Here is a 20,075-nt window from a genome sequence, read left to right as displayed (position 1 = left end):
AGAAAATATGATACAATGTACAGAATTGAAAAAGACACCTTAGGTGAAGTCAGTGTTCCGGCTGATAAACTTTGGGGTGCACAAACTGAACGTTCCCGCAATAATTTCAAAATCGGTGCTCCGGCCTCTATGCCACATGAAATTATTGAAGCTTTTGCCTATTTAAAAAAAGCGGCCGCATTTACAAATACTGAATTGAATGTTTTAACGGAAACAAAGCGTGATCTTATTGCTAACGTTTGTGATGAAATACTGGACGGGAAACTCGACGAACATTTTCCGTTGGTCATTTGGCAAACCGGTTCAGGGACACAATCTAACATGAATGTTAATGAAGTGATCGCCCACAGGGCCCAACAATTAACGGGGAAAGATTTTAGTGAAGATTTTATACTGAAGGCTAATGACGATGTTAACAAATCGCAATCGTCAAACGATACCTTTCCCACAGCAATGCATATTGCTGCCAGCATTCAACTGATTAAACATACCATTCCGGCGATTGAAGTTTTACAAAAAGCATTGAATGCAAAAGCTGAAGAATTTAAAGATGTTATCAAAATAGGCCGTACCCATTTAATGGACGCTACTCCCCTGACCTTAGGTCAGGAATTTTCGGGTTATGCCCAATTACTGGCAAACGGTTTAATAACGCTGAAACAATCACTTGAACCTTTATCAGAATTAGCTTTAGGCGGAACCGCAGTCGGAACCGGTCTGAACACTCCTAAAGGCTATGATACCCTGGTGGCTCAATATATTTCTGAATTTACCGGCATTTCATTTCAAACGGCACCTAATAAATTTGAGGCGCTTTCTGCCCACAATGCCATTGTACAAGGTCATGCTGCTCTGAAACAGCTTGCCGTATCTTTAAATAAAATAGCAAATGACATTCGGCTTTTAGCTTCCGGACCGCGTTCGGGTATCGGAGAGATCCTTATTCCTGAAAATGAACCCGGATCATCCATTATGCCCGGAAAAGTAAATCCTACACAATGTGAAGCTTTAACTATGGTAGCTGCACAGGTAATGGGAAATGATGTAGCAATAACGATCGGAGCCACACAAGGACATTATGAACTAAATGTCTTTAAACCTTTGCTTATTGCTAATTTCTTACAATCTTCCCGATTACTGGGCGATGCTTGTTTATCGTTTACTGAACATTGTGTTAACGGTATTGAACCCAATTATAAAAGGATAGATGAATTATTAAAAAATTCACTGATGTTGGTTACTGCTTTAAATACTAAAATAGGTTATTATAAAGCAGCAGAGATCGCGCAAACAGCACATGCGAACGGAACTACTTTAAAAGAAGAAGCTATTCGGTTAGGATATGTTTCAGAAGAAGATTTTGACCAATGGGTCGATCCGAAGAAAATGGTTTGATTAATTCATTTTTAACATGGAGTGAAGAGCCTTTTATTGCATCAAGGCTTTTCATTTTTTATTTATAGAATTAGAATTCTCAATCTTAGCTATAATATCATTCATCATATCAATTTGAATTTTCTGAATTTCCAACATAGATTGTTCCTGGTGTAAAATTAAATGGTCGATCTTTTCATGCAACATCCGAATCTCTAATTCAGATTTCAAATTAATCATATAATCATTTTTGGCACGTTCACGGTCTTTTTCTTCCTGACGATTTTGGCTCATCATAATGATGGGTGCCTGTAAAGCCGCTAAACAAGATAAAATCAGGTTCAGTAATATGAACGGATATGGGTCAAATCCTTTATTCAGTAAAAAGAAAACATTAATTAGTATCCATGCAAATAGAAAAAACATAAAAGACAAGATAAATGTCCAGCTGCCGCCAAATTCAGCTACTTTATCCGCTATTTTTTGTCCAAAAGTATATACCGTCTGTTCTTCTATCAACTGACTCAAATTACTTCTATTAGTCATCGAATCTAATACTGTTCTCTCTAAACCGGATAACTCTCCCTCTTCATTTAATAATAAGGACCCTATATACTTTTCGCGATAATAATTCAACTCAGATACAGAAATAACACTACTCTTGGTAAATGTCGGATATTCCCCTAAGATCAGATCAAATATAGGTTTACGAACAGATCTTCCATAGACTTTTTCACTTAAAGGAAATTCTTTATGTGAAATAGAGCTGGTAAAAATATCTTTTTTGGACATGACTAATCAATTAAAACCAACGTTTCTTTTTAAAATAACGAATCATTACGAATACTAACAAAGCCATTACAGTTAGTACTACATAATAACCATAACGCGTGCTGAGTTCCGGCATATTGTGGAAATTCATTCCATACAAACCTACTATAAATGTCAAAGGCAAAAAGATAGATGATATAACCGTTAATGTTTTCATCACTTCATTCATCTTGTGATTTTGTGTAGTGTAATAAAAATTACTGGCACTATCAAGCGAGCTCATATCGTATTCTATCTGATCTAAAAGTTCAATTGTTTTTTGATGCAACCTGCTAAAATACACAAAATTACTCTCCTGTATACTGTTAAAATCATCGTCTTCCTTGATCGTCTTGATCGTAAATAAAGCTTCTTTTAATGGTATTAAAGAACGTTTTAAGAAGTGAAATACTTCCCGTAACTGTTCAATTTCTTCTACTATTTCAGGTTCATCTGATGTCTTGGATCTTTGTTGCAGGTTTTCAATTCTTTCTTCCTTCTTCTCAATAGTGATGTAAAAGTTCTCTATTACGGCGTCGAGCAACAGAAAAAGTAAATAATCTACTTTCTTTTTGCGTACCACACCACTATTAGTTCGCAGCCTTTCCCTGATGTGAGTAAAAAAATCTCCTCGCTTTTCCTGAAAGGAAACCACTAACCCTTCCTGAATTAAAAAACTGATCTGCTCTATGGAAATGCTTTCATTGCCTTCAGATGGCAAAATAGATTTTATACTGAAAAACAGAGACTCATCAAGCTCGTCAAGTCGGGTTCCCCGAGTTATATTTAAAATATCAGAAATAATAATACTGTTGAGCTGTAAATAATCTGTAAGTTCCCTGATCGCTTCTACATTCGTTAACCCGTGTAAATTTAACCAATTACATTGCTCCGAATCTCTGTTTTTTATAAAATCAGTTACGGAAACATTCTGGTACTCCACTATATTGTTCTCATTGTACACAAACAACTGCATTTCAGTTTTTCTGTCAGTGTAAATACCATTGTATTCCAGTGGTTGAAAGTTAACTTTTCGTCCTTTTTTATATTTTAATTTTCTCAAAGTCTCAATTTTTGTCTCTATAAAGATAGGAGTTTTTAAAATTCGGGCTTATTTTTACCCAAAATATTTTCTATGCTTATACTATTCAAAAACATAAAAGAACTATTACAAGTAAGAGAAAGTCATATTGCCTATATCGCAGGTGAAGAGATGAAAAAACTTCCTAAGATTGATAATGCTTATTTATTGATCGAAGATACTATTATCAAAGATTTTGGCCCTATGACCCAATGTCCGAATCCGGAAAATACCACTGTTGTAGATGCAAGCGGTTGTGTTGTTCTGCCTACCTGGGTTGACAGTCATACTCATTTGGTCTATGCCGGAGACCGGGTTCAGGAATTTGCCGATAGAATTAACGGTTTGTCCTATGAAGAAATTGCCGAACGAGGCGGCGGAATCCTTAATTCAGCCAAACGATTGAATGAAACTTCAGAAGATGAAATTTATGAACAATCAAAAAAACGTTTGGAAGAGATCATCAAACTCGGTACCGGAGCAGTAGAAATAAAATCAGGATATGGTTTAACTACAGAAGGAGAATTAAAAATGCTCCGCGTTATAAAACGTCTAAAAGAAAACTATGATCTTCCTATTAAAGCCACTTTTCTAGGAGCACACGCTTTCCCTGCCGAATATAAAACAGATCATCAGGCTTATATTGATCTAATGCTCAATGAAATGCTACCTGAGATTGCCAAAGAAAATTTAGCCGACTATATTGATGCCTTTCTTGAAACCGGATATTTTTCTGTTGATGAAACTATTCAGATCATGAAAGCCGGTAAACAGTACGGCTTAACTCCTAAAATTCATGTGAACCAATTTACAGCGATAAACGGTATTCAGGCTTGTGTTGAAAACGGTGCTCTAAGTGTAGACCATTTAGAAATAGTAACTGACGAAGATATTGCTGTTTTAAAAGAGAGCAACACTATGCCGGTGGCTCTGCCTAGTTGTTCTTACTTTATTAGTATTCCTTATACTCCTGCCCGAAGAATGATAGATTCCGGTTTGCCGTTAGCATTAGCTACCGACTACAATCCCGGTACTACTCCATCAGGCAATATGAACTTTGTAGTCGCAACAGCTTGCATAAAAATGAAAATGACACCTGAAGAAGCTATTAATGCCGCTACATTAAATGCTGCTTATGCGATGGGGATCGAAAACGAAACTGGAACTATAAGCAGAGGAAAAAAAGCGAATGTAATGATGACAAAACCTGTTACTTCATTTTACCAGATTCCTTATGAATTCGGGTCGGTGTTAATTGACAAGGTTATGATCAACGGAATGTTTATCGAATAAAAAAAGCGCTTAGTAAGCGCTTTTTTTATTTTTATAAATCGAAGAGTTTTATCTCAAGTTAAAGCTTGTTTTAGAAACATTTTCTCCGGATGCAGTAAATACATTTACAAAGTAAGTTCCTGCCTGAAAATCTTCACCTGAAACTTCTTCATTTACCTGAACCGTTTTATTTTCATATTTTACTGTTGTAGTGAAACTATAGGTCAGTGTTTTATCACCTACAGGGATTGTTTGTTTCTCACCTAAAATATTGTTTTTGCTATCAATTATCTGAACATAATAGGTTTTATCTTCAGATTTCGCTATTTGGTTTTCAGCAATTAAGAAGCTTACTTTTAACTTATTAGCTCTGCTTGCCTTATCTGTTTCAACTTGTTTACCTGAACTTTTTTCTTTAACGGCTAATACATTTAAGTTCAATACCGCTAATTTCGACCCTTTTTCTACTGTTTGAGCCAAACCTTCATTTTGCATTAACAAAGTGTCAGAATATTTTTTAGAAGCATTTAATTCCGTTTGAGTACTGTCTAAACTCGATGTTAGCGCAACATTCTGCTCTTTTAGTAATTTATTTTCTGCAACTAAGTTATCCATCTCTCTTTTCAAGCGGAAATATTCATTTTTATAACGCGATAAATCCCCTTCTGATTTTTTTACCTGCTCTAATAACTTTTCCATTTCAGCTTTCTGATCTTTGATCTCATCCTCCAGTCCGTTTTTTTCCTTAGACATTACGTCTAATTCTGCAATTCTGGCTTCTAAATCATTAGCAATAGAATCTTTTTCTGTTAAAACTTCGGTTTTTTCTTTTTTCAATCCGGAGATATCCGAACTTAATTTAACAATGTAACCAACACTGGCAATTAGTAACAATATCAATACTAAAAAGACTGCTTTTAGCTTTGAATTATTAGGCTTGTTTTCCATAGAGATAAAGGTTTTAATTATGATTAGATAATAGCAAATCTACAATTTATTAAGTATTTTGTCAATTTATTAGGTAACTAATTTTAAAATAGTAATTTTGGTTATGGAATTACTATAAAAGCGCAATGGAAAATATCAAATTGTTAACCTCACAGGAGTTAGCTAAAATTACCCATCACAGAAGCGGTGAAATAAAATTCGGAGAACGTATTCAAGTGGTACCTGAAAACACTGATATTCTTGACTTTATTAAAAATTCTACAGCCTCTTTTGTCCTTTTAGGCTTACCGGAAGATATCGGTGTAAAAGCTAACTTCGGGCGAACCGGCACCGCTTCCGCATACGAAAATACCCTTAAAAGTCTTGTTAACATCCAACACAATAAGTTTTGTAAAGGGAGTGATCTGTTGATCTTAGGGGCTTTGAACCTCGATCAGGAAATGCAGGAAGCACAAAATTTATCCATCTATTCTAAAGAAGAAAAAAAACGTTTATTTCAGTTAGTAGAAAAGATCGATAAAGAAGTATCTCATATTATTCATCAAATTATAAATACCGGCAAAACGCCTATCATTATCGGTGGTGGTCACAATAATGCTTATGGTAATATTAAAGGTTTGGCATTAGCCAAAGGAAAGCCGGTAAATGCTATCAATTTTGATGCCCATACTGATTTCAGAGTTTTAGAAGGTCGTCATTCCGGAAATGGTTTCAGTTATGCTTTTGAAGAAGGTTTTCTGAAAAATTATTTTGTATTCGGTTTACATGAAAACTTTGTCTCTAAGAGTGTTTTCAATACGTTAAAAGAATTGAACGAGCGTGTTCGCTATGTTACCTATGAAGAGATTGAAGTCAAAAGAGTAAAAGAGTTCAACTCTCAGATGGCAGAAGCTTTGAATTTTATAAAGAATGATCCTTTCGGAATTGAATTGGATCTGGATGCTATTCCGGGAATCTATTCCAGCGCTATGACGTTAAGCGGTTTTAGTGTACAACAAGCCCGGGAGTATGTGTATTACTTCGGCAACCATAAAAATGCTTCTTATTTGCATATATGTGAAGGAGCTCCTGACCTGGATCATACAAACAACAGTCACCTTACAGGGAAGCTGATTGCTTATCTGGTTACTGATTTTATGAAAAGTAAAATGTGATTTTTTTGACTGAAATTCGCAAAAAGGTTAGCTATGTCTTATAAAACAATAGAAGCATTATAAAGAACTTATTTTAAAAGGCGAAACGGTTAGGAATCGCCTTTAATAATATTATTTATGAAAACTGCTAGAATTTTCCAAAAAATGAACCATTGGCTCTGAAACATTATCCGATTTTCTTTCAATATTATTTTTTATCTATAAATTCGTTTGTTAATTTCTTGATATACTTTTTTTGCTTTAAGTAATTTATATAACTATTTAAAAAAACTATTACTAACACTAATAAGAATATAATTAACGGTATTTTTTCAAAAAAGGTTAAAATTCCAAAAAAAAGACATATATATAATGGAAATTTATAACTACGATACTTATAATTAATCTTTGTATTACCTTCAAAAGAATTAATGTTAATATTTCCATCTTTAGTATAAGCGAAACTGTTTAACCGACTTTGATTATTAAAGAACTTATTTTTAAGAATCAACATATTTTTTTCAATAAGCACACTATCAATTCCTTTCTCTTTTAAATGACTTTGAAGATGCCTTAAAAACAATTCTTTCTCTTTTATTTCTTTAGTTTTTATTACAATATTCATTTTCTAAGTGTATTTATCATTTAAAATGATATTATAAATTATTTCACAGATTTCTTTTTATGGTCATAAATCTTACCTTTATTTTCTGCCCATTCTGCAAAACTATAATTAGGTGTTTGTAAACCCGTTGCTCCCGTGATGTCTGTACCGTCAACATTTTTGCTGATCAATTGCCTTAGTTTATCATAAGACTCTTAAATAGATGAAAAAAGGCGAAACGGATTAGGAATCGCCTTGGTGTTTACTCCTACTTGAATCATAACTTTCAATTACCAACTTTTCTAATTCCTCAAAAGTACATTCCAATGTAGAATGAGCTATGTGAACTATTGTACCATATTGAACTTTATTAAATTTTGCATAAAATTTAAAGACAATACTATTTAATCTATTAAGGTAGTCGTCCTCATTTTTTAAATCTAATAATAAAATTTTTCCATTACCGAATTCTTTAACTCGTACATTATTTACATCAGACCATTTAATTAATCCTAGATTTAGATATTCTGTATTATTAATTATCCCATTTTCATTTATCTCTAATCCAATATTTAATTTATAAAGTTTATTAATTATTGGATATAAATAAAGAATAGAAAATATTATTCCTGAAATTCCAATTAAAAAAATCAAGTATTTACTTCTAAAAATTACAGAAGTAAAAGTGTCAGGGTAAAAAACAAACAATAAACATATTAAAAGAAAAATGATTAAAACAACAATAGATTTATACATCTTTTTCTTATTTAATTTGATTTTAACATCTTTTATCATAAACAGTCTAGTTATCAATTATGTTATTATGAACCAGAATTCCATTTGCAAAGAAATTGTGATTGTCTTCAATTTCAGTTAATTTAGAATTATCAAACGATTAACTCATTAAAAATTAAATCATTAACTTTAAAACATTACTGATGATTTAAGCGAAACGGTTAGGAATCGCCTTAAAAAACATTTATGAAATAATATTGATATAAAAATATTAAAATGGGAATTAAAACACTCAAAAAGAAAAGAATCAAATCTTTCTTAAAGAAAGAAATTTTGCTATTAAACCTAATAAAAAACATTAATAAAATCTGAAACATTAACATTAAATAGGGTATTAGCATCCTATAACCATTTATTCCATCACCTGAACCGAAAATTAAAAATTCAAGTAAAGCTCCAATAATCTGTAAAGCTATATATAGAACACAAAAAACGAAAAAATATATTATTCTAATTTTCATAATTTACTGTACTGTTACTTTAATTCCATAAGACTTCATTTTATCAATGAAACTATTTATTAATTTATCATTATTACCTCCACTACCGTTAAAAGCATCCAGAAATGCTCCTAATTCTTTTTGAAAAGACTTTATTCTATGGGATTCTCCTAAATTACCTTTTTCAGAAGAACTTTTAAAAGCTGCATTTAGGTTACCCATATCATCTCCTGATAACATATCCCATGTTCTATCTATCGAATATCCATCAACACCATCTGGAGACGTTAAAGAATTTAATTGATGAGGAGCTAAATTTAAAACAAAATCAATTACATTATTTGAATCTGCAAATAAGCTTGAATTCTCTTTTATTAATTTTAACAATTGCTCCGTATATCCAACACCAAAAGCTCCGCCTCTACTATGTGTATAAATTTGAATTTTTTCAATTATTTTACCTGTTTTTGGTCTTTTTCCTGCTTATTTAATATAGTTTGCCAATCAGCATCAGCTTGCAATCTACCTCCCATTCTTCTATCTGAAGCAAAAGTAGGGTTACTCTTAGATGGAAAAGATTTTCCATTATAATGATTCCAGCCCCTATCTCCATCTACAAAATGTAATTCCCCTCCAGGATTAGCAATCCCAGAATTTTTTATTGTATTAATTATTTCTTTAGTCCAATACTTCTCATTTGCTCTATCACTATCAGAACCAACTTTACCATTAATTAATATTGGTAACTCTCCATCAATATCAATATACACTAAAGGCGAATTAAGTGAATATACAAAAGGTGAAGACATTTCCAAAAGCTCGGCTTTAGGGTCAATATTCATCCAACGCCCTAAAGCAGAATCATAATTCCTTGCGCCGTAATCATACCAGTTTAACCCCAGTTCATCTTGGTACTCCTTCCCATTATATTTCATTTGGTAGAGTTTTCTGCTACCGGCAGCTACCGGATCTATCCCTACATAATACCCGTCTCCGGATTGCGAATTGGTTACTATAAAATCATAGGTATTATCGCTGTTGTATTTGGTATACTTTAACCCAAAAGGATAGTAATACCGGTGCCGTACCGGCTCCTTTTGCATAGCTCAATCTTATATTCCCCAGGTGATCTGTGTAGTTAAACACATAATTGTACGCATTTGCACCTGATTTTGTAGGTTGTGTTATGTTAACATAACCCTCTGCATGCCGGGAAAAACTTCAAAGAACTTATTTTTAAAAAGGCGAAACGGTTAGGAATCGCCTTAATTAATTTGATTTTTAAAACCTTTTAATACATCTTAAAAATAGATCACTAAATCTGAAAAACTACCGTTTTTGTTTTCTCTATTCAATAAAATAGCTTATCTGTTTATCAAAAAACCATTTGTCCTTATCTTTTTTAAAAAGTAATTCGAATAATGTCCCATCTTCACGAACAATTATGTAAAACTTGTTTTCCTTTTTATTGAATAAAGGTTTAGAAATTGCTATGTAACAATCAGCATCATTTCTTTTTTCTTGAGATTTTTGAAAATTGTATCCATATTGTTCCAAACCAGATATTTTTAGTTCTTCGTTTTCAATTATCTGCCTATTTATATAGTTCAGATCTTGTTCTTTTAAAAGCCTAGCCACATAATCAGGATAAGAGTCAAATTGTATTAAAGTATCATTATCTAAATCTTCATATAACATAGCTGAAGGATTAGTTATCTGAATGTCTAAAAATGTGCATTTTTTAAAAAATAAATCACTATTTACAGAATCAGAAAAAACTTCATTTAGTATTCTAATCTTTTCTGCATTTGAAAGTCTTTTATTTTTCCCACAGCTTAAAAGAAATAAAACGAGTATTAAAATTAAAAACTTAATCTCCTTTATGTTGATTTTCCAATTCATTTCTTGTAATGTTTATGTTATATTTTTTATAAATACTAATTAGAGCAGGTAATGCAAATCTTGAATATACTGAACTCTTTGTCTTTGCATATTCATGATGATATTTTTGACTGTGATCCCTGACATTTGACATATTGTCAACTTTATTTTTTATTTCCTCAGGAATAACAGAATTATTTAAATCCCCATCATCTTTATAGTCTTTAGCTAATAAAAACGCATGAATATAACTTTCATGGAAAATAGTTCCCGTTCTGCTTAAAATATATTTAATCCTTTTTTCCTCATTATTCCTATCTTCTTTATAACTTTTCGCATCAATATTATTGGTATTCAAATCTCCATTTATATAGATACCTAAAAAAAGTCTTTCCTTTCCTTTTTTAGTCATCCAAGGGCGAGGATTCATTGCACCATTTGAACCTTCATCTCCTTTTCCTATACAATCATCACATTTCCTACTGTTCATTCCAACTCCGTATCCAATATCTATACCGGCATCGTGAAAAAAACCATTTTCTGTATATGTATGATTACCAATTGTTTGTCCAGCTTCCGCAAATAAAGAGAGGAAGGCTATTCCTTCTTTAGAATTTGCAAAATTCAAAAAGGCTTCTGCTAAATCTTTATTCACATACTCTCCATTTTTATTTTTCTTAAGTATTTGTGATACATCAATTCTCATGCCATCAGGATCAAGAAAATAAACAGGGTTGTTTGAAGCGTAAACATAAGGTGAGTTCCTATCATAAAACTCAGCCATTGGATCAATATTCATCCAACGCCCTAAAGCAGAATCATAATTCCTTGCGCCGTAATCATACCAGTTTAATCCCAGTTCATCTTGGTACTCCTTGCCATTATATTTCATTTGGTAGAGTTTTCTGCTACCGGCAGCTACCGGGTCTATCCCTACATAATACCCGTCTCCGGATTGCGAATTGGTTACTATAAAATCATAGGTGTCGCTGTTGTATTTCGTATGCTTTAACCCAAAAGGATAGTAATGGTTCTCTTCCATGATCTTAAGGGTACTGGTTGCCGGATCTATTCCATAACTCAACCTGATGTTCCCCAAATGATCGGTGTAGTTGAACACATAATTATAGGCAAAGCCACAACTGCTCAAAAAACCACAAGTTTCCGTAACGTTCACATAACCTTCTGCATACGGGAAAAACTTCAAAAGAACTTATTTTTTAAAAAGGCGAAACGGATTAGGAATCGCCCTTTTTTAATAAAATTATTTAGTATACCTATTTTCTATTCGGGCTAACTTTTCAATCATCATAGTAATACTAGACAAGTCAGTTGAAAATTCAAATTTCAAATCGCAGATATTTTCTTTATCTTTAATATTTCCTTTTATTTTAACTTCTTGAAAATCATTGCTTGTAATATAAATATTAAAATAAGAATCTATATTCACAAAATTTACATTTTTCAAATCATTGTTTATTAACTTTTTTAGGTTTTCTTTTAATAGCTTTAAATCCAAAAGTTCTATATCTAAAACATCTTCTTTTTTAAATCCACCTATGTTTAAATCCATTTTTGTTGACAAGAAAATTGGAGACTCAAAATATTCTTGATTAAAATCTCCAAAACCAATTTTATTATTACCTGTTTTGTCTATAAATTCTATAAAATTATCGTTATCAAACATATACTATTAATTTTTATTAATTATTATTAAACTTATTTAAAAGGTACAAAGTTTCGATGAAAAATTGTATTTGTTTTACTTATTCCAATTTGATAAACTCCTTTAGTACCATTAATTGAACCTCCTAATTCATGCCAATTTGCACCATCTTTAATTCTTTGAGACCAAGTACCATTTTGAATAATATGCCTATCAAATGAATTTGGAAAATTATGAAACACATCTCCCTGATTACTTAACCTAGGATGATATGTAATTTCATTAAAACGGGGATTATAATTAAACGTTTTTGATAATCCTCTACCCATAAATGAATTTAATGCTTGAGATGGAGCAATAACCTGACTCATCGTTGTAAATCCATTTACAAAAAATTGAAGCTTAAACATTAATTCTGCATCATTTGACTCTTTTATAAGTTTCAAATTAACTTCTTTATGCCAATTTAAAGCATCTTCACTAGAATAATTTCTATATGCATCTATACCATATTCTGTAATCCATTGTTCAAGGGTACCTCCGTAACCAAATTGTCCATTAACCATTTCAGATGTCCAAGAGTTCCCACTATTATAGTATTGTTCTTCTCCTTGAGTTACAACGACTTCATTTAACTGAATTGGATTGTTTTCATTAACTGCCTTTTCATCACCTCCACCTCCATTAGAAGCAATAACATTACCTGGCAAATTTCCTTGACTATCTACTAACCTTTTTCTACCACCAATTCCCTCAGTCTCTTCGTAACCTGGCAACTGAGAATCTGCTCCACTAGGGTCAGCCCAATAAACAGGATTATTATCAAATGCATTATATGGTGACATTGAATGATGTATAACAGGGTCTTGTACTACCCAACGAGCTATAGCTGGGTCATACTGACGCATATCCATTGCATACATGTTCAGCCCTAGTTCATCCTGGAACTCTTGTCCGTTGTATTTATATTTATAAACCGATTCCACTGTTGTAGTAGGTCCTTTTAATACTACGGCTCCTGCTGTTCCTTTTTGATACAACAACTCATCACTATTGTAATTAGCATGTTTTAATCCAAAAGGATAGTAATGGTTCTCTTCCATGATCTTAAGGGTACTGGTTTCAGGGTCTATTCCATAACTCAATCTGATGTTCCCCAAATGATCGGTGTAGTTGAACACATAATTATAGGCAAAGCCACAACTGCTCAAAAAACCACAAGTTTCCGTAACGTTCACATAACCCTCTGCATGCGGGAAAAAGCTTAGCTTAGCACCTGTATACTGAAATCCCTGAAGATAATCCGTAACCGTATTCAAATAAGATACAAAACTGATCACATGTTTTTGTACCTTTTGTCCTGTTGCATTATAAAGGTATCCAATTTTTGCACTGGTTCCAAATATAATTTCTACCGGAAGGTTTAAATGATTGTACGTGATATTGGTTATACCTTTGTGGGTGTCACTGATCATGTTGCCGTTGGCATCATACGCATAATCGTCATCCGGATCATATATCCCGTTACTATCATCCTTGAAACCCGATGGCATATTGGTACTGTCGAATACTTTTAACAATTGGTTACCGGTATCGTTATTGGAATACGTATAGGTCAGGTTGTCTATTTCCTGTTCTGACTGGGTACCGTCGGTATCGCGGTCTCCGTTTCGAACCAAGGTTTTTATGTTACCGTTCTTATCGTAACTTACTTGTTCTTTGTAGTTGTTAAAAACGGCTGTCGCTTCCGGTTTAAGATAATCTGCATTGGTCAATCGGTTTAAGTCGTCATACGAATAGTTGTATTTTCGCAGGACGTTATCATTTGCCGTTCGCCAATACGTAGCCGAGATGTTTCCGTTATACAAAGCATCAGGTGCTGCATCATGGATCGCCAGAGGAGCATAGTCGTTATAATCGATCTTAAAGTTAAACAGGTCATTGCCTGTCATAACATTATTAACATCATTAATGTTTGTTAACCAACCTCTGATGTTGTAGGTATAGTCTACCGTTTGTAAAGCGGTTGCTCCCGTAACGTCTGTACCGCCAACATTTTTGCTGATCAATTGCCCCAGTTCGTCATAGGTGTTTTTGCTGATCAATTGTTCGGCAGTCTGGTCGATCTGCTGTTTGTGTAGCAACAAGCGGTCTTGGTCAGTATAGGTATACATATCTTTAACCGTTACAGGAGTTGCTCCGGAATTGTACTGATGCGTAGTCAGGGTATAGTCTACTTTCCCTGCCCAGTCCAGTTTGGTATCTACCTGGGTATAACCACCTAAATGATTGGTTGTATAAGTCCGTACTGGTCGGTATCTATCATCGTATAGGGTATAGGAAGTCTCTGCGGTAGAACTTCCCGGTGTGTCTAAAACACGTACCCATGTTCCGGTGGGTAATCCTTTAACATTAGTCGCCAGTGTTTGCCCTTCTACGTCATTAGGCAAAGTAGGGGCTCCGGCAAAGGTATAATCGTCGTAATAATTCTCTGTTAAAACTTCATTTTGTGACAATGTAAATGGGGTACCGCTACTATTAATACTGCTTTGATTGGTGTATCGGTTATTCGCATCGACCGTCATTTGTTTCCATCCGGTTTTAGCCACTCGTCCGAATACATCGTATTCCGTAATTAGCCAACCGATGTCGGTTCCCCCGTAAGGCGTAAATGCCGGTCCGGTTGCTACAGGTCGGTCCAGTTTGTCATAAATGATAAATTCCCACTGTTTACCGGGTAATTTTTTTTCAACCATTCGGTTGCGATCATCGTATTTGTATTGGTAACATAAGGGATCTAAAACAGTGCTGTCGGTTGAAGGAGTATAAATCGTTTCATAACCTAGATTAATACTAATAGGCTGAGTCAGGTTTTGGGATATTCCGGGCAGTTGTGTAAAATATAAAGTGGGATCATTTGGTGTATAATCTTCAAAAAATAATTTATTATTTTGAATTTGAACTATAAATTGATGATTCCCATTATAATAAAAATCCACATAACCAAGAGTCATGTCCGGAATAGGTTCAGGGGCATTGATTTCTAATTGTTTACTTAAATCAAAAGTTGCTGAATTAAAACCGGCACTAAATTCTAATCTTATCGTATTATTCTCAATGATCAGAGACATATTCCCCCCACCGGAAGTAACAGGATCTCCATTGGCATCAATTAAAAAATCTGATATATAATAACTTTGACTATAATATGTAACCGGATCCTGTGTAACGGTAACATTTGCTACGGTATCAGAGGCTAGTGGTGGAATAACATAGATCAGGTTTCCTATTTTATCATAAACATAATTCGTGTCATATTTTTGCCCGTTATTATACGTTCTTTTTAAAATTACTCTTCCTAAATCGTCTATATATTCTTCTATGGTATTGTTTACACCTGATGTCCAGTTTTCATTTTTGGTTATATTTTTATAGAGTGTTCCGGGAGCATAGTATCCTATACAGTTTAAAGAATAAGCATATAGTTCTGTGCTACTAACATAGTTTCGGTTGACTTCAAATTGAAATACCTCGTCTGACGTTGAATTAAGATCATAAGCAAACTGAACTTCATGACCATTGTCTTTTTTCCAGATCTCTCCGGGAGCAGCTTGTTTTAACAATCTATTCAAAGGAGAATCATCAAATGTTTTTTCGCTAAAAGGATAATCCGTCGTTTCAAAACCGGGGTCGGGATTACTACTGTAATAATTTGCCTGATTTATATCGGAACTTAAATCGAAATCTAAACTGGCTGCCTGACTGACATAAGGCAAAAATTCTTTCGTTTGCCTGCCGAACTCGTCATAGGTTATGTATGTAATGATATCTTTTCCCGTACCGGATTGTTTGTGACTAATCTGTTGTATAGGATACCCTAAACCATTGTAATAATTTACCTGAATAGTTGCCACATCTATATCCGGGTTTGCTACCTGATTTTGGTTCGCTTGTTTATATGTGGTTTGCTTGATGTAATTCTGATCCTGACTTTGTCCTAGAGCAAGAACAGGAACCATAGCAAGAATAAACCCTAACTTTTTAGCCATAAGTTTATCTTGTATCTTTTTGAACTTGTGTATCTTCGTTTTCATTTGTCCTTGCTTTAGTTTTGAGGTCTGTAGTGATATTCATATTCGTTTAAGATATTTCCGTCTTTATCTTTTACATATTCCAATCGGTTATTACTGTCGTAATAATACATTATTTTATCTCCTTTTGAATCTGTAATACAACTGATGCCAACAAGTGGTTTATGAGTATACGTAGTAACCATAGCACCAGGAAGGGAATTTCTTAAGTTATCCAGAGCTATCTGTAGTTGAGCTTCGGTACCTGTGTCCGAAGCACTTTGAACAGCCTGAATCAATGACGATTGAATTTGTGAATATTGTGCATTTTCTATTTTAGCAACAATCAAGGTTTTATTATATCCCCAGATGACAGAGGTATAAATATCATTTTCTCTGTGAAACTGGATCAGATTACTTTTATCATCATATAAATCATAGAATGTATTTATCTTTTTAGATGGGTCAGGGTTACCTCCCGGTAATTCTTCTATCGTGCTAGGCAAAGTAACTGTATTAACCTCTTGGTATACATAATTAAAATATTTTTTAACAGATCCGTTTTCTGAAATTGAGGTACTTGACGGTAGATCTAATATATTTTTATTGATTAAATCTGTTGTAGACATCATATTTGTTGATTCACTGTAAATGGTATTCCCGTTAGCATCATTTATAGTCTTTCCTGTTGGAATATTATTATTATTGTAGTTATAATATGTTGTAGTTTCTTTATTACCTAATGGAAAATACTCAATGTTTTTCACTCTTGACCGAAATACAGAATATCCCTTTACTGGATAAGATGTTAAAATTGAATTAGGAACAGCATTAACGTCACAATAACTACCATAATTATTTTCACTACAAACAGCACAAAAATGTTTTAGGTAATAATCATAACCGCTTATTTTTATCCCATATAATGACTCACCTGTAGATTTTGTAGTATAAGTGAATTCATTTGTCCTTAATAATAAATTTGATTCATTAAAAAAAGATTCACTGAGTAAATTTCCATTCAAAACATTTTGTCCATTTGAAAAATATAAAGGTGTGAAATTCTTACTTTGAGTTGGAATAAACATATTAAATGGGAAGTTGTAAAAATTTCTAACTATTTTTCCATTTTCAGATATACTACTTTCCTTTATTTCTACAGAATCATAACCGATATAATCCTCTTGATTGACAATAGATGTTCCGTAATTAGAACTTAATCCAGCTTCCAAAATAGTTGCTGTATATGTATTTATTTCAGTCGTATGGTTAGAAGTACAAGGCAATATGTCGATAACTTGAGCTACACTTAAAGAATATTGCTTAGCCAATTTCTTTTTAAAAATATTCTTACCCCCTGTATAACTATATATTTTTTGTTTAAAAATTTCATTATCTGAAGAATAAGAACTTATTTTTTTTATTCTTAAACCACCTCCATATACATCTGACAAATTTCCATTATAAATGCTATTATCATATGTATTATCAAATTGTATAAAATTTGTAAAATGATGTAATTCAAATTCAAAATCACTATATCCCCCCATTGGATAAATTATCCTTTCTATAGTTCCTGCTTTCATAAAGTTTAAATTAGACATAAAACTATTTTGAGAATTATCAGAATAATTATATCCTAGTTCTTGTAAATTAGGAAACAAATTTGTGTTATTATGTCCATTATAAAAACCCCAAAAATCAATCATTTTTGAATCTTTAGGAGGTAATTCAATTGTATTATATTGAAAAATATATGGATTATCATTATCAATTGATACTGAATTTAATTTTAATCTTGCATTTTTATAATCAAGCTGGTTTCCAAAATAAGAGTAATTAAATGTTATGTTTTTAATTAAATCATTCTTAATATTCTTAACATTAATATTTGTTAACTTCTTCATTCCCTCATAATCGATTCGATCCTCATAACTAAAATTAATTTCTTCTTTTTCTGTTGTTATCTTTTTTATGAAATAATAATTTTGCGTTTGATTTGTATAGTTAGTTGTCCACATAAAATCATCCTGAGGTGATATATTTCCTATATCTGGATCAGTAGAACCCATTAACACTAAACCAAAAAAGTGTTCAATTCCTCCACTAACAAGACTTGACTGTCCTACTTGAGATGGCTCTAATCTAGAAAAGCCATCATAATAACCAGCTATGGTACTCAAATTTGTTAATGTAGTCAAGTTTAATTTTTTGTAATAATTATAACTTTTTTTAAGAAGTTCATTAACTTGATTCGTTTCATATTCAAATTCAACAAGGTTGTTTTTACTAGTTATTACTTTTGTAAGTTTGAAAACCTTTTGAACATTTGTTCCTACTGAAGAATATCCTGAAGAATAACTACGAATTATATCAAAAAATCCAGTCCCGTATGAGTCTGATTCAATTTTTGTATAAATTTCAAAAAAATAACTATCTCCTTTAGGACTTACTATCTTTATACTAGAATTCTCTTTAGAAATTTTAAATTCATTTCTGCCATTAATTACAATGAATAAAATTTCATCATTAACAATTTTTGTTGAAAAAACTAATTCTACACCTTCTATATAAACGGTAAAGATATCTGGTTCAGAATCATGATACTGTCCACAAACAATTTCCCATGCGTAATTTGCATCTGAGCTACAAATATAATTTCCATCTTTCTTTATAAAATTTGTATAATTAATGGCAAAATAATTAGGAATATTAGACACAATATGTTGTCCTCCATACTCACAATAGTTCCCACTTATAATACCAACTGAAGGATGAAAATTACCGCGGCTTATAAAAATAGGATTACCTGTATAAGCAGGTAAATCACTATATTTTACAACAGAGTCATCTAGTTCATCTTCATCCATTACAGTTTGTATGATTGTAGGTAAATTTAGACTCCACCCTAACCCAACTACTCCTGCTTCTTCAGCAACTTTTATTCCTCCTGAGTAATAATCTAATTTTAATGGAATATTTAACCCGCCACACTTAATTTGATATAATGGTATTGATATATCTGCTAGCCCCCTATATTCATTAACCGATATATCTCCATATTTAGTGTATTCATATACTGTTGGATTTGTAGGAAACGAGAAATTTAAATCTCTTTTACTCTCATTTTGAGATATTAAATTATTCAAACTAAATATTGAAAATATTAATATCAATATTTTTTTCATATACTCCATTTTTAAAAAATTTATTTCTTAATTACTTTAACACCCCCGGTTTCGGTATCTGTTTTTATTTCTACTACGTAGATTCCGGTTGGTAGGTTGGTCAAATCTACCGGTATCGTTTTTTCGCCTTTGATCTCCGTACGGCTGATTGTTCTTCCGCTTAAATCGTATAAAGTCGCTGTTCCTTTGCTGTAGTCAAAGCTTACAATTACATTGGTAAAATATTCCGTCGGGTTCGGTACCGCTTCCAGGTCAATGCGGGCTTTCTCTTCCTTGTCCTTGTCTTTGAGCTTTACCACCCAAAAGTCATTACCGCCTTTGGCTGTCTTTTTGTCTTTTGAGGCAGTGCCGTTTGAGGTCCCTGCCAAAAGATAACCTCCATCGCGGGTTTCCAGCAAGCGTTTCATCACTTCATCGCCTTTGCTTCCTACCGTTTGACTCCAAAGCTCCTCTCCGTTAGGCTTGATCTTTAAAGCAATATAATCGTTGATCCCTTCTTTGTCTTTCCTGATGGTTTTAACAGGTGTTTTTTGTCCGCTTTTGTCCGCTTCACTCTGGGCGTAACCGCCAATGATAAACGTACCGTCTTTGTTCTCTACCAGTGAGGTTAAGATATCGGCTTTGCCATAGTTATACGTTTGTTGCCATTCGATCTCACCCGACTCATCGAGCTTTAACACCCAGAAATCGGTTCCTTCACGGTTGGTCTTCGATTTGGAATACGTCGCTCCGGAATTGGAGTTCCCGCCTAACAGGTAACCGCCATCCCGGGTAGGGATCAAAGCATTCAGATTATCGTCCTTTTCCCCGCCA

The 20,075-nt window shown here is 33.1% G+C and carries 17 protein-coding genes and 1 pseudogene; 3 read left to right on the top strand and 15 right to left on the bottom strand.

Annotated features, from left to right (window positions below):
• Nucleotides 1–15: 15 nt before the first annotated feature.
• Complete coding sequence (gene fumC / locus NHF50_RS13910; RefSeq protein WP_252777030.1) at nt 16–1,395, top strand: class II fumarate hydratase; 1,380 nt, start codon at nt 16–18, stop codon at nt 1,393–1,395.
• A 51-nt stretch (nt 1,396–1,446) separates the two neighbouring features.
• Here fumC and NHF50_RS13905 read toward each other — a convergent pair whose 3' ends face one another.
• Both NHF50_RS13905 and corA read right to left on the bottom strand, forming a co-directional pair.
• Nucleotides 1,447–2,166, bottom strand: a complete 720-nt coding sequence (locus tag NHF50_RS13905) for a DUF1003 domain-containing protein (protein ID WP_252777029.1) — start codon at nt 2,164–2,166, stop codon at nt 1,447–1,449.
• A 10-nt stretch (nt 2,167–2,176) separates the two neighbouring features.
• The gene (gene corA / locus NHF50_RS13900; protein WP_252777028.1) at nt 2,177–3,247 is read right to left on the bottom strand and encodes a magnesium/cobalt transporter CorA; all 1,071 of its coding nucleotides are present in this window, start codon (nt 3,245–3,247) and stop codon (nt 2,177–2,179) included.
• 72 nt (nt 3,248–3,319) lie between these two features.
• On the opposite strand from corA, the gene hutI reads away from it, so the two are divergent.
• Nucleotides 3,320–4,558 (top strand): imidazolonepropionase, encoded by a 1,239-nt coding sequence (gene hutI / locus NHF50_RS13895; RefSeq protein WP_252777027.1) that lies wholly within the window; start codon nt 3,320–3,322, stop codon nt 4,556–4,558.
• Between the two features lie 48 nt (nt 4,559–4,606).
• On the opposite strand, the gene NHF50_RS13890 is transcribed toward hutI, so the two are convergent.
• On the bottom strand, nt 4,607–5,485 hold the full coding sequence (locus tag NHF50_RS13890; protein ID WP_109570226.1) for a hypothetical protein: 879 nt from the start codon (nt 5,483–5,485) through the stop codon (nt 4,607–4,609).
• Nucleotides 5,486–5,610: 125 nt separating this feature from the next.
• Here NHF50_RS13890 and NHF50_RS13885 point away from each other — a divergent pair, with 125 nt between their 5' ends.
• Nucleotides 5,611–6,639, top strand: a complete 1,029-nt coding sequence (locus tag NHF50_RS13885; protein ID WP_252777026.1) for a formimidoylglutamase — start codon at nt 5,611–5,613, stop codon at nt 6,637–6,639.
• A gap of 187 nt (nt 6,640–6,826) precedes the next feature.
• Here NHF50_RS13885 and NHF50_RS13880 read toward each other — a convergent pair whose 3' ends face one another.
• The 12 genes and pseudogenes from NHF50_RS13880 to NHF50_RS13835 all read right to left on the bottom strand — a co-directional run.
• Nucleotides 6,827–7,243 carry a hypothetical protein gene (locus NHF50_RS13880; RefSeq protein WP_252777025.1) on the bottom strand — a complete coding sequence of 139 codons (417 nt, stop codon included), beginning with the start codon at nt 7,241–7,243 and terminating at the stop codon, nt 6,827–6,829.
• A gap of 38 nt (nt 7,244–7,281) precedes the next feature.
• On the bottom strand, nt 7,282–7,413 hold the full coding sequence (locus NHF50_RS15760) for a hypothetical protein (protein WP_256476018.1): 132 nt from the start codon (nt 7,411–7,413) through the stop codon (nt 7,282–7,284).
• A gap of 52 nt (nt 7,414–7,465) precedes the next feature.
• Entirely contained in the window at nt 7,466–8,017 is a 552-nt protein-coding gene (locus NHF50_RS13875; protein WP_252777024.1) for an STM3941 family protein, read from the bottom strand.
• A gap of 7 nt (nt 8,018–8,024) precedes the next feature.
• Nucleotides 8,025–8,093: pseudogene (locus NHF50_RS15850) on the bottom strand (hypothetical protein); the annotation flags it as partial.
• Nucleotides 8,094–8,481: 388 nt separating this feature from the next.
• Nucleotides 8,482–8,844, bottom strand: a complete 363-nt coding sequence (locus NHF50_RS13870; RefSeq protein ID WP_252777022.1) for a hypothetical protein — start codon at nt 8,842–8,844, stop codon at nt 8,482–8,484.
• Nucleotides 8,845–8,909: 65 nt separating this feature from the next.
• Nucleotides 8,910–9,560, bottom strand: a complete 651-nt coding sequence (locus NHF50_RS13865) for an RHS repeat domain-containing protein (protein ID WP_252777021.1) — start codon at nt 9,558–9,560, stop codon at nt 8,910–8,912.
• Nucleotides 9,561–9,804: 244 nt separating this feature from the next.
• Entirely contained in the window at nt 9,805–10,359 is a 555-nt protein-coding gene (locus NHF50_RS13860) for a hypothetical protein (protein WP_252777020.1), read from the bottom strand.
• Nucleotides 10,328–11,545, bottom strand: coding sequence for an RHS repeat domain-containing protein (locus NHF50_RS13855; RefSeq protein ID WP_252777019.1), 1,218 nt, complete (start codon nt 11,543–11,545; stop codon nt 10,328–10,330). Before NHF50_RS13855 ends, NHF50_RS13860 begins: the two co-directional genes overlap by 32 nt.
• 57 nt (nt 11,546–11,602) lie before the next feature.
• Nucleotides 11,603–12,025, bottom strand: a complete 423-nt coding sequence (locus tag NHF50_RS13850; RefSeq protein WP_252777018.1) for a hypothetical protein — start codon at nt 12,023–12,025, stop codon at nt 11,603–11,605.
• A 32-nt stretch (nt 12,026–12,057) separates the two neighbouring features.
• Complete coding sequence (locus NHF50_RS13845) at nt 12,058–16,098, bottom strand: DUF6443 domain-containing protein (RefSeq protein ID WP_252777017.1); 4,041 nt, start codon at nt 16,096–16,098, stop codon at nt 12,058–12,060.
• Between the two features lie 11 nt (nt 16,099–16,109).
• Nucleotides 16,110–19,262: a hypothetical protein gene (locus tag NHF50_RS13840; RefSeq protein WP_252777016.1), complete on the bottom strand. Its 3,153-nt coding sequence runs from the start codon at nt 19,260–19,262 to the stop codon at nt 16,110–16,112.
• A gap of 20 nt (nt 19,263–19,282) precedes the next feature.
• Nucleotides 19,283–20,075: T9SS type A sorting domain-containing protein (locus tag NHF50_RS13835; RefSeq protein ID WP_252777015.1), on the bottom strand; the 793-nt coding region annotated here is incomplete at its 5' end.

Origin of the sequence: Flavobacterium sp. NRK F10 (assembly GCF_024054235.1) — a bacterium.
GTDB lineage: Bacteria > Bacteroidota > Bacteroidia > Flavobacteriales > Flavobacteriaceae > Flavobacterium > Flavobacterium sediminis.
Note: the sequence above shows the minus strand (reverse complement) of the source record. Positions and strands in the feature narration are given on the sequence as shown.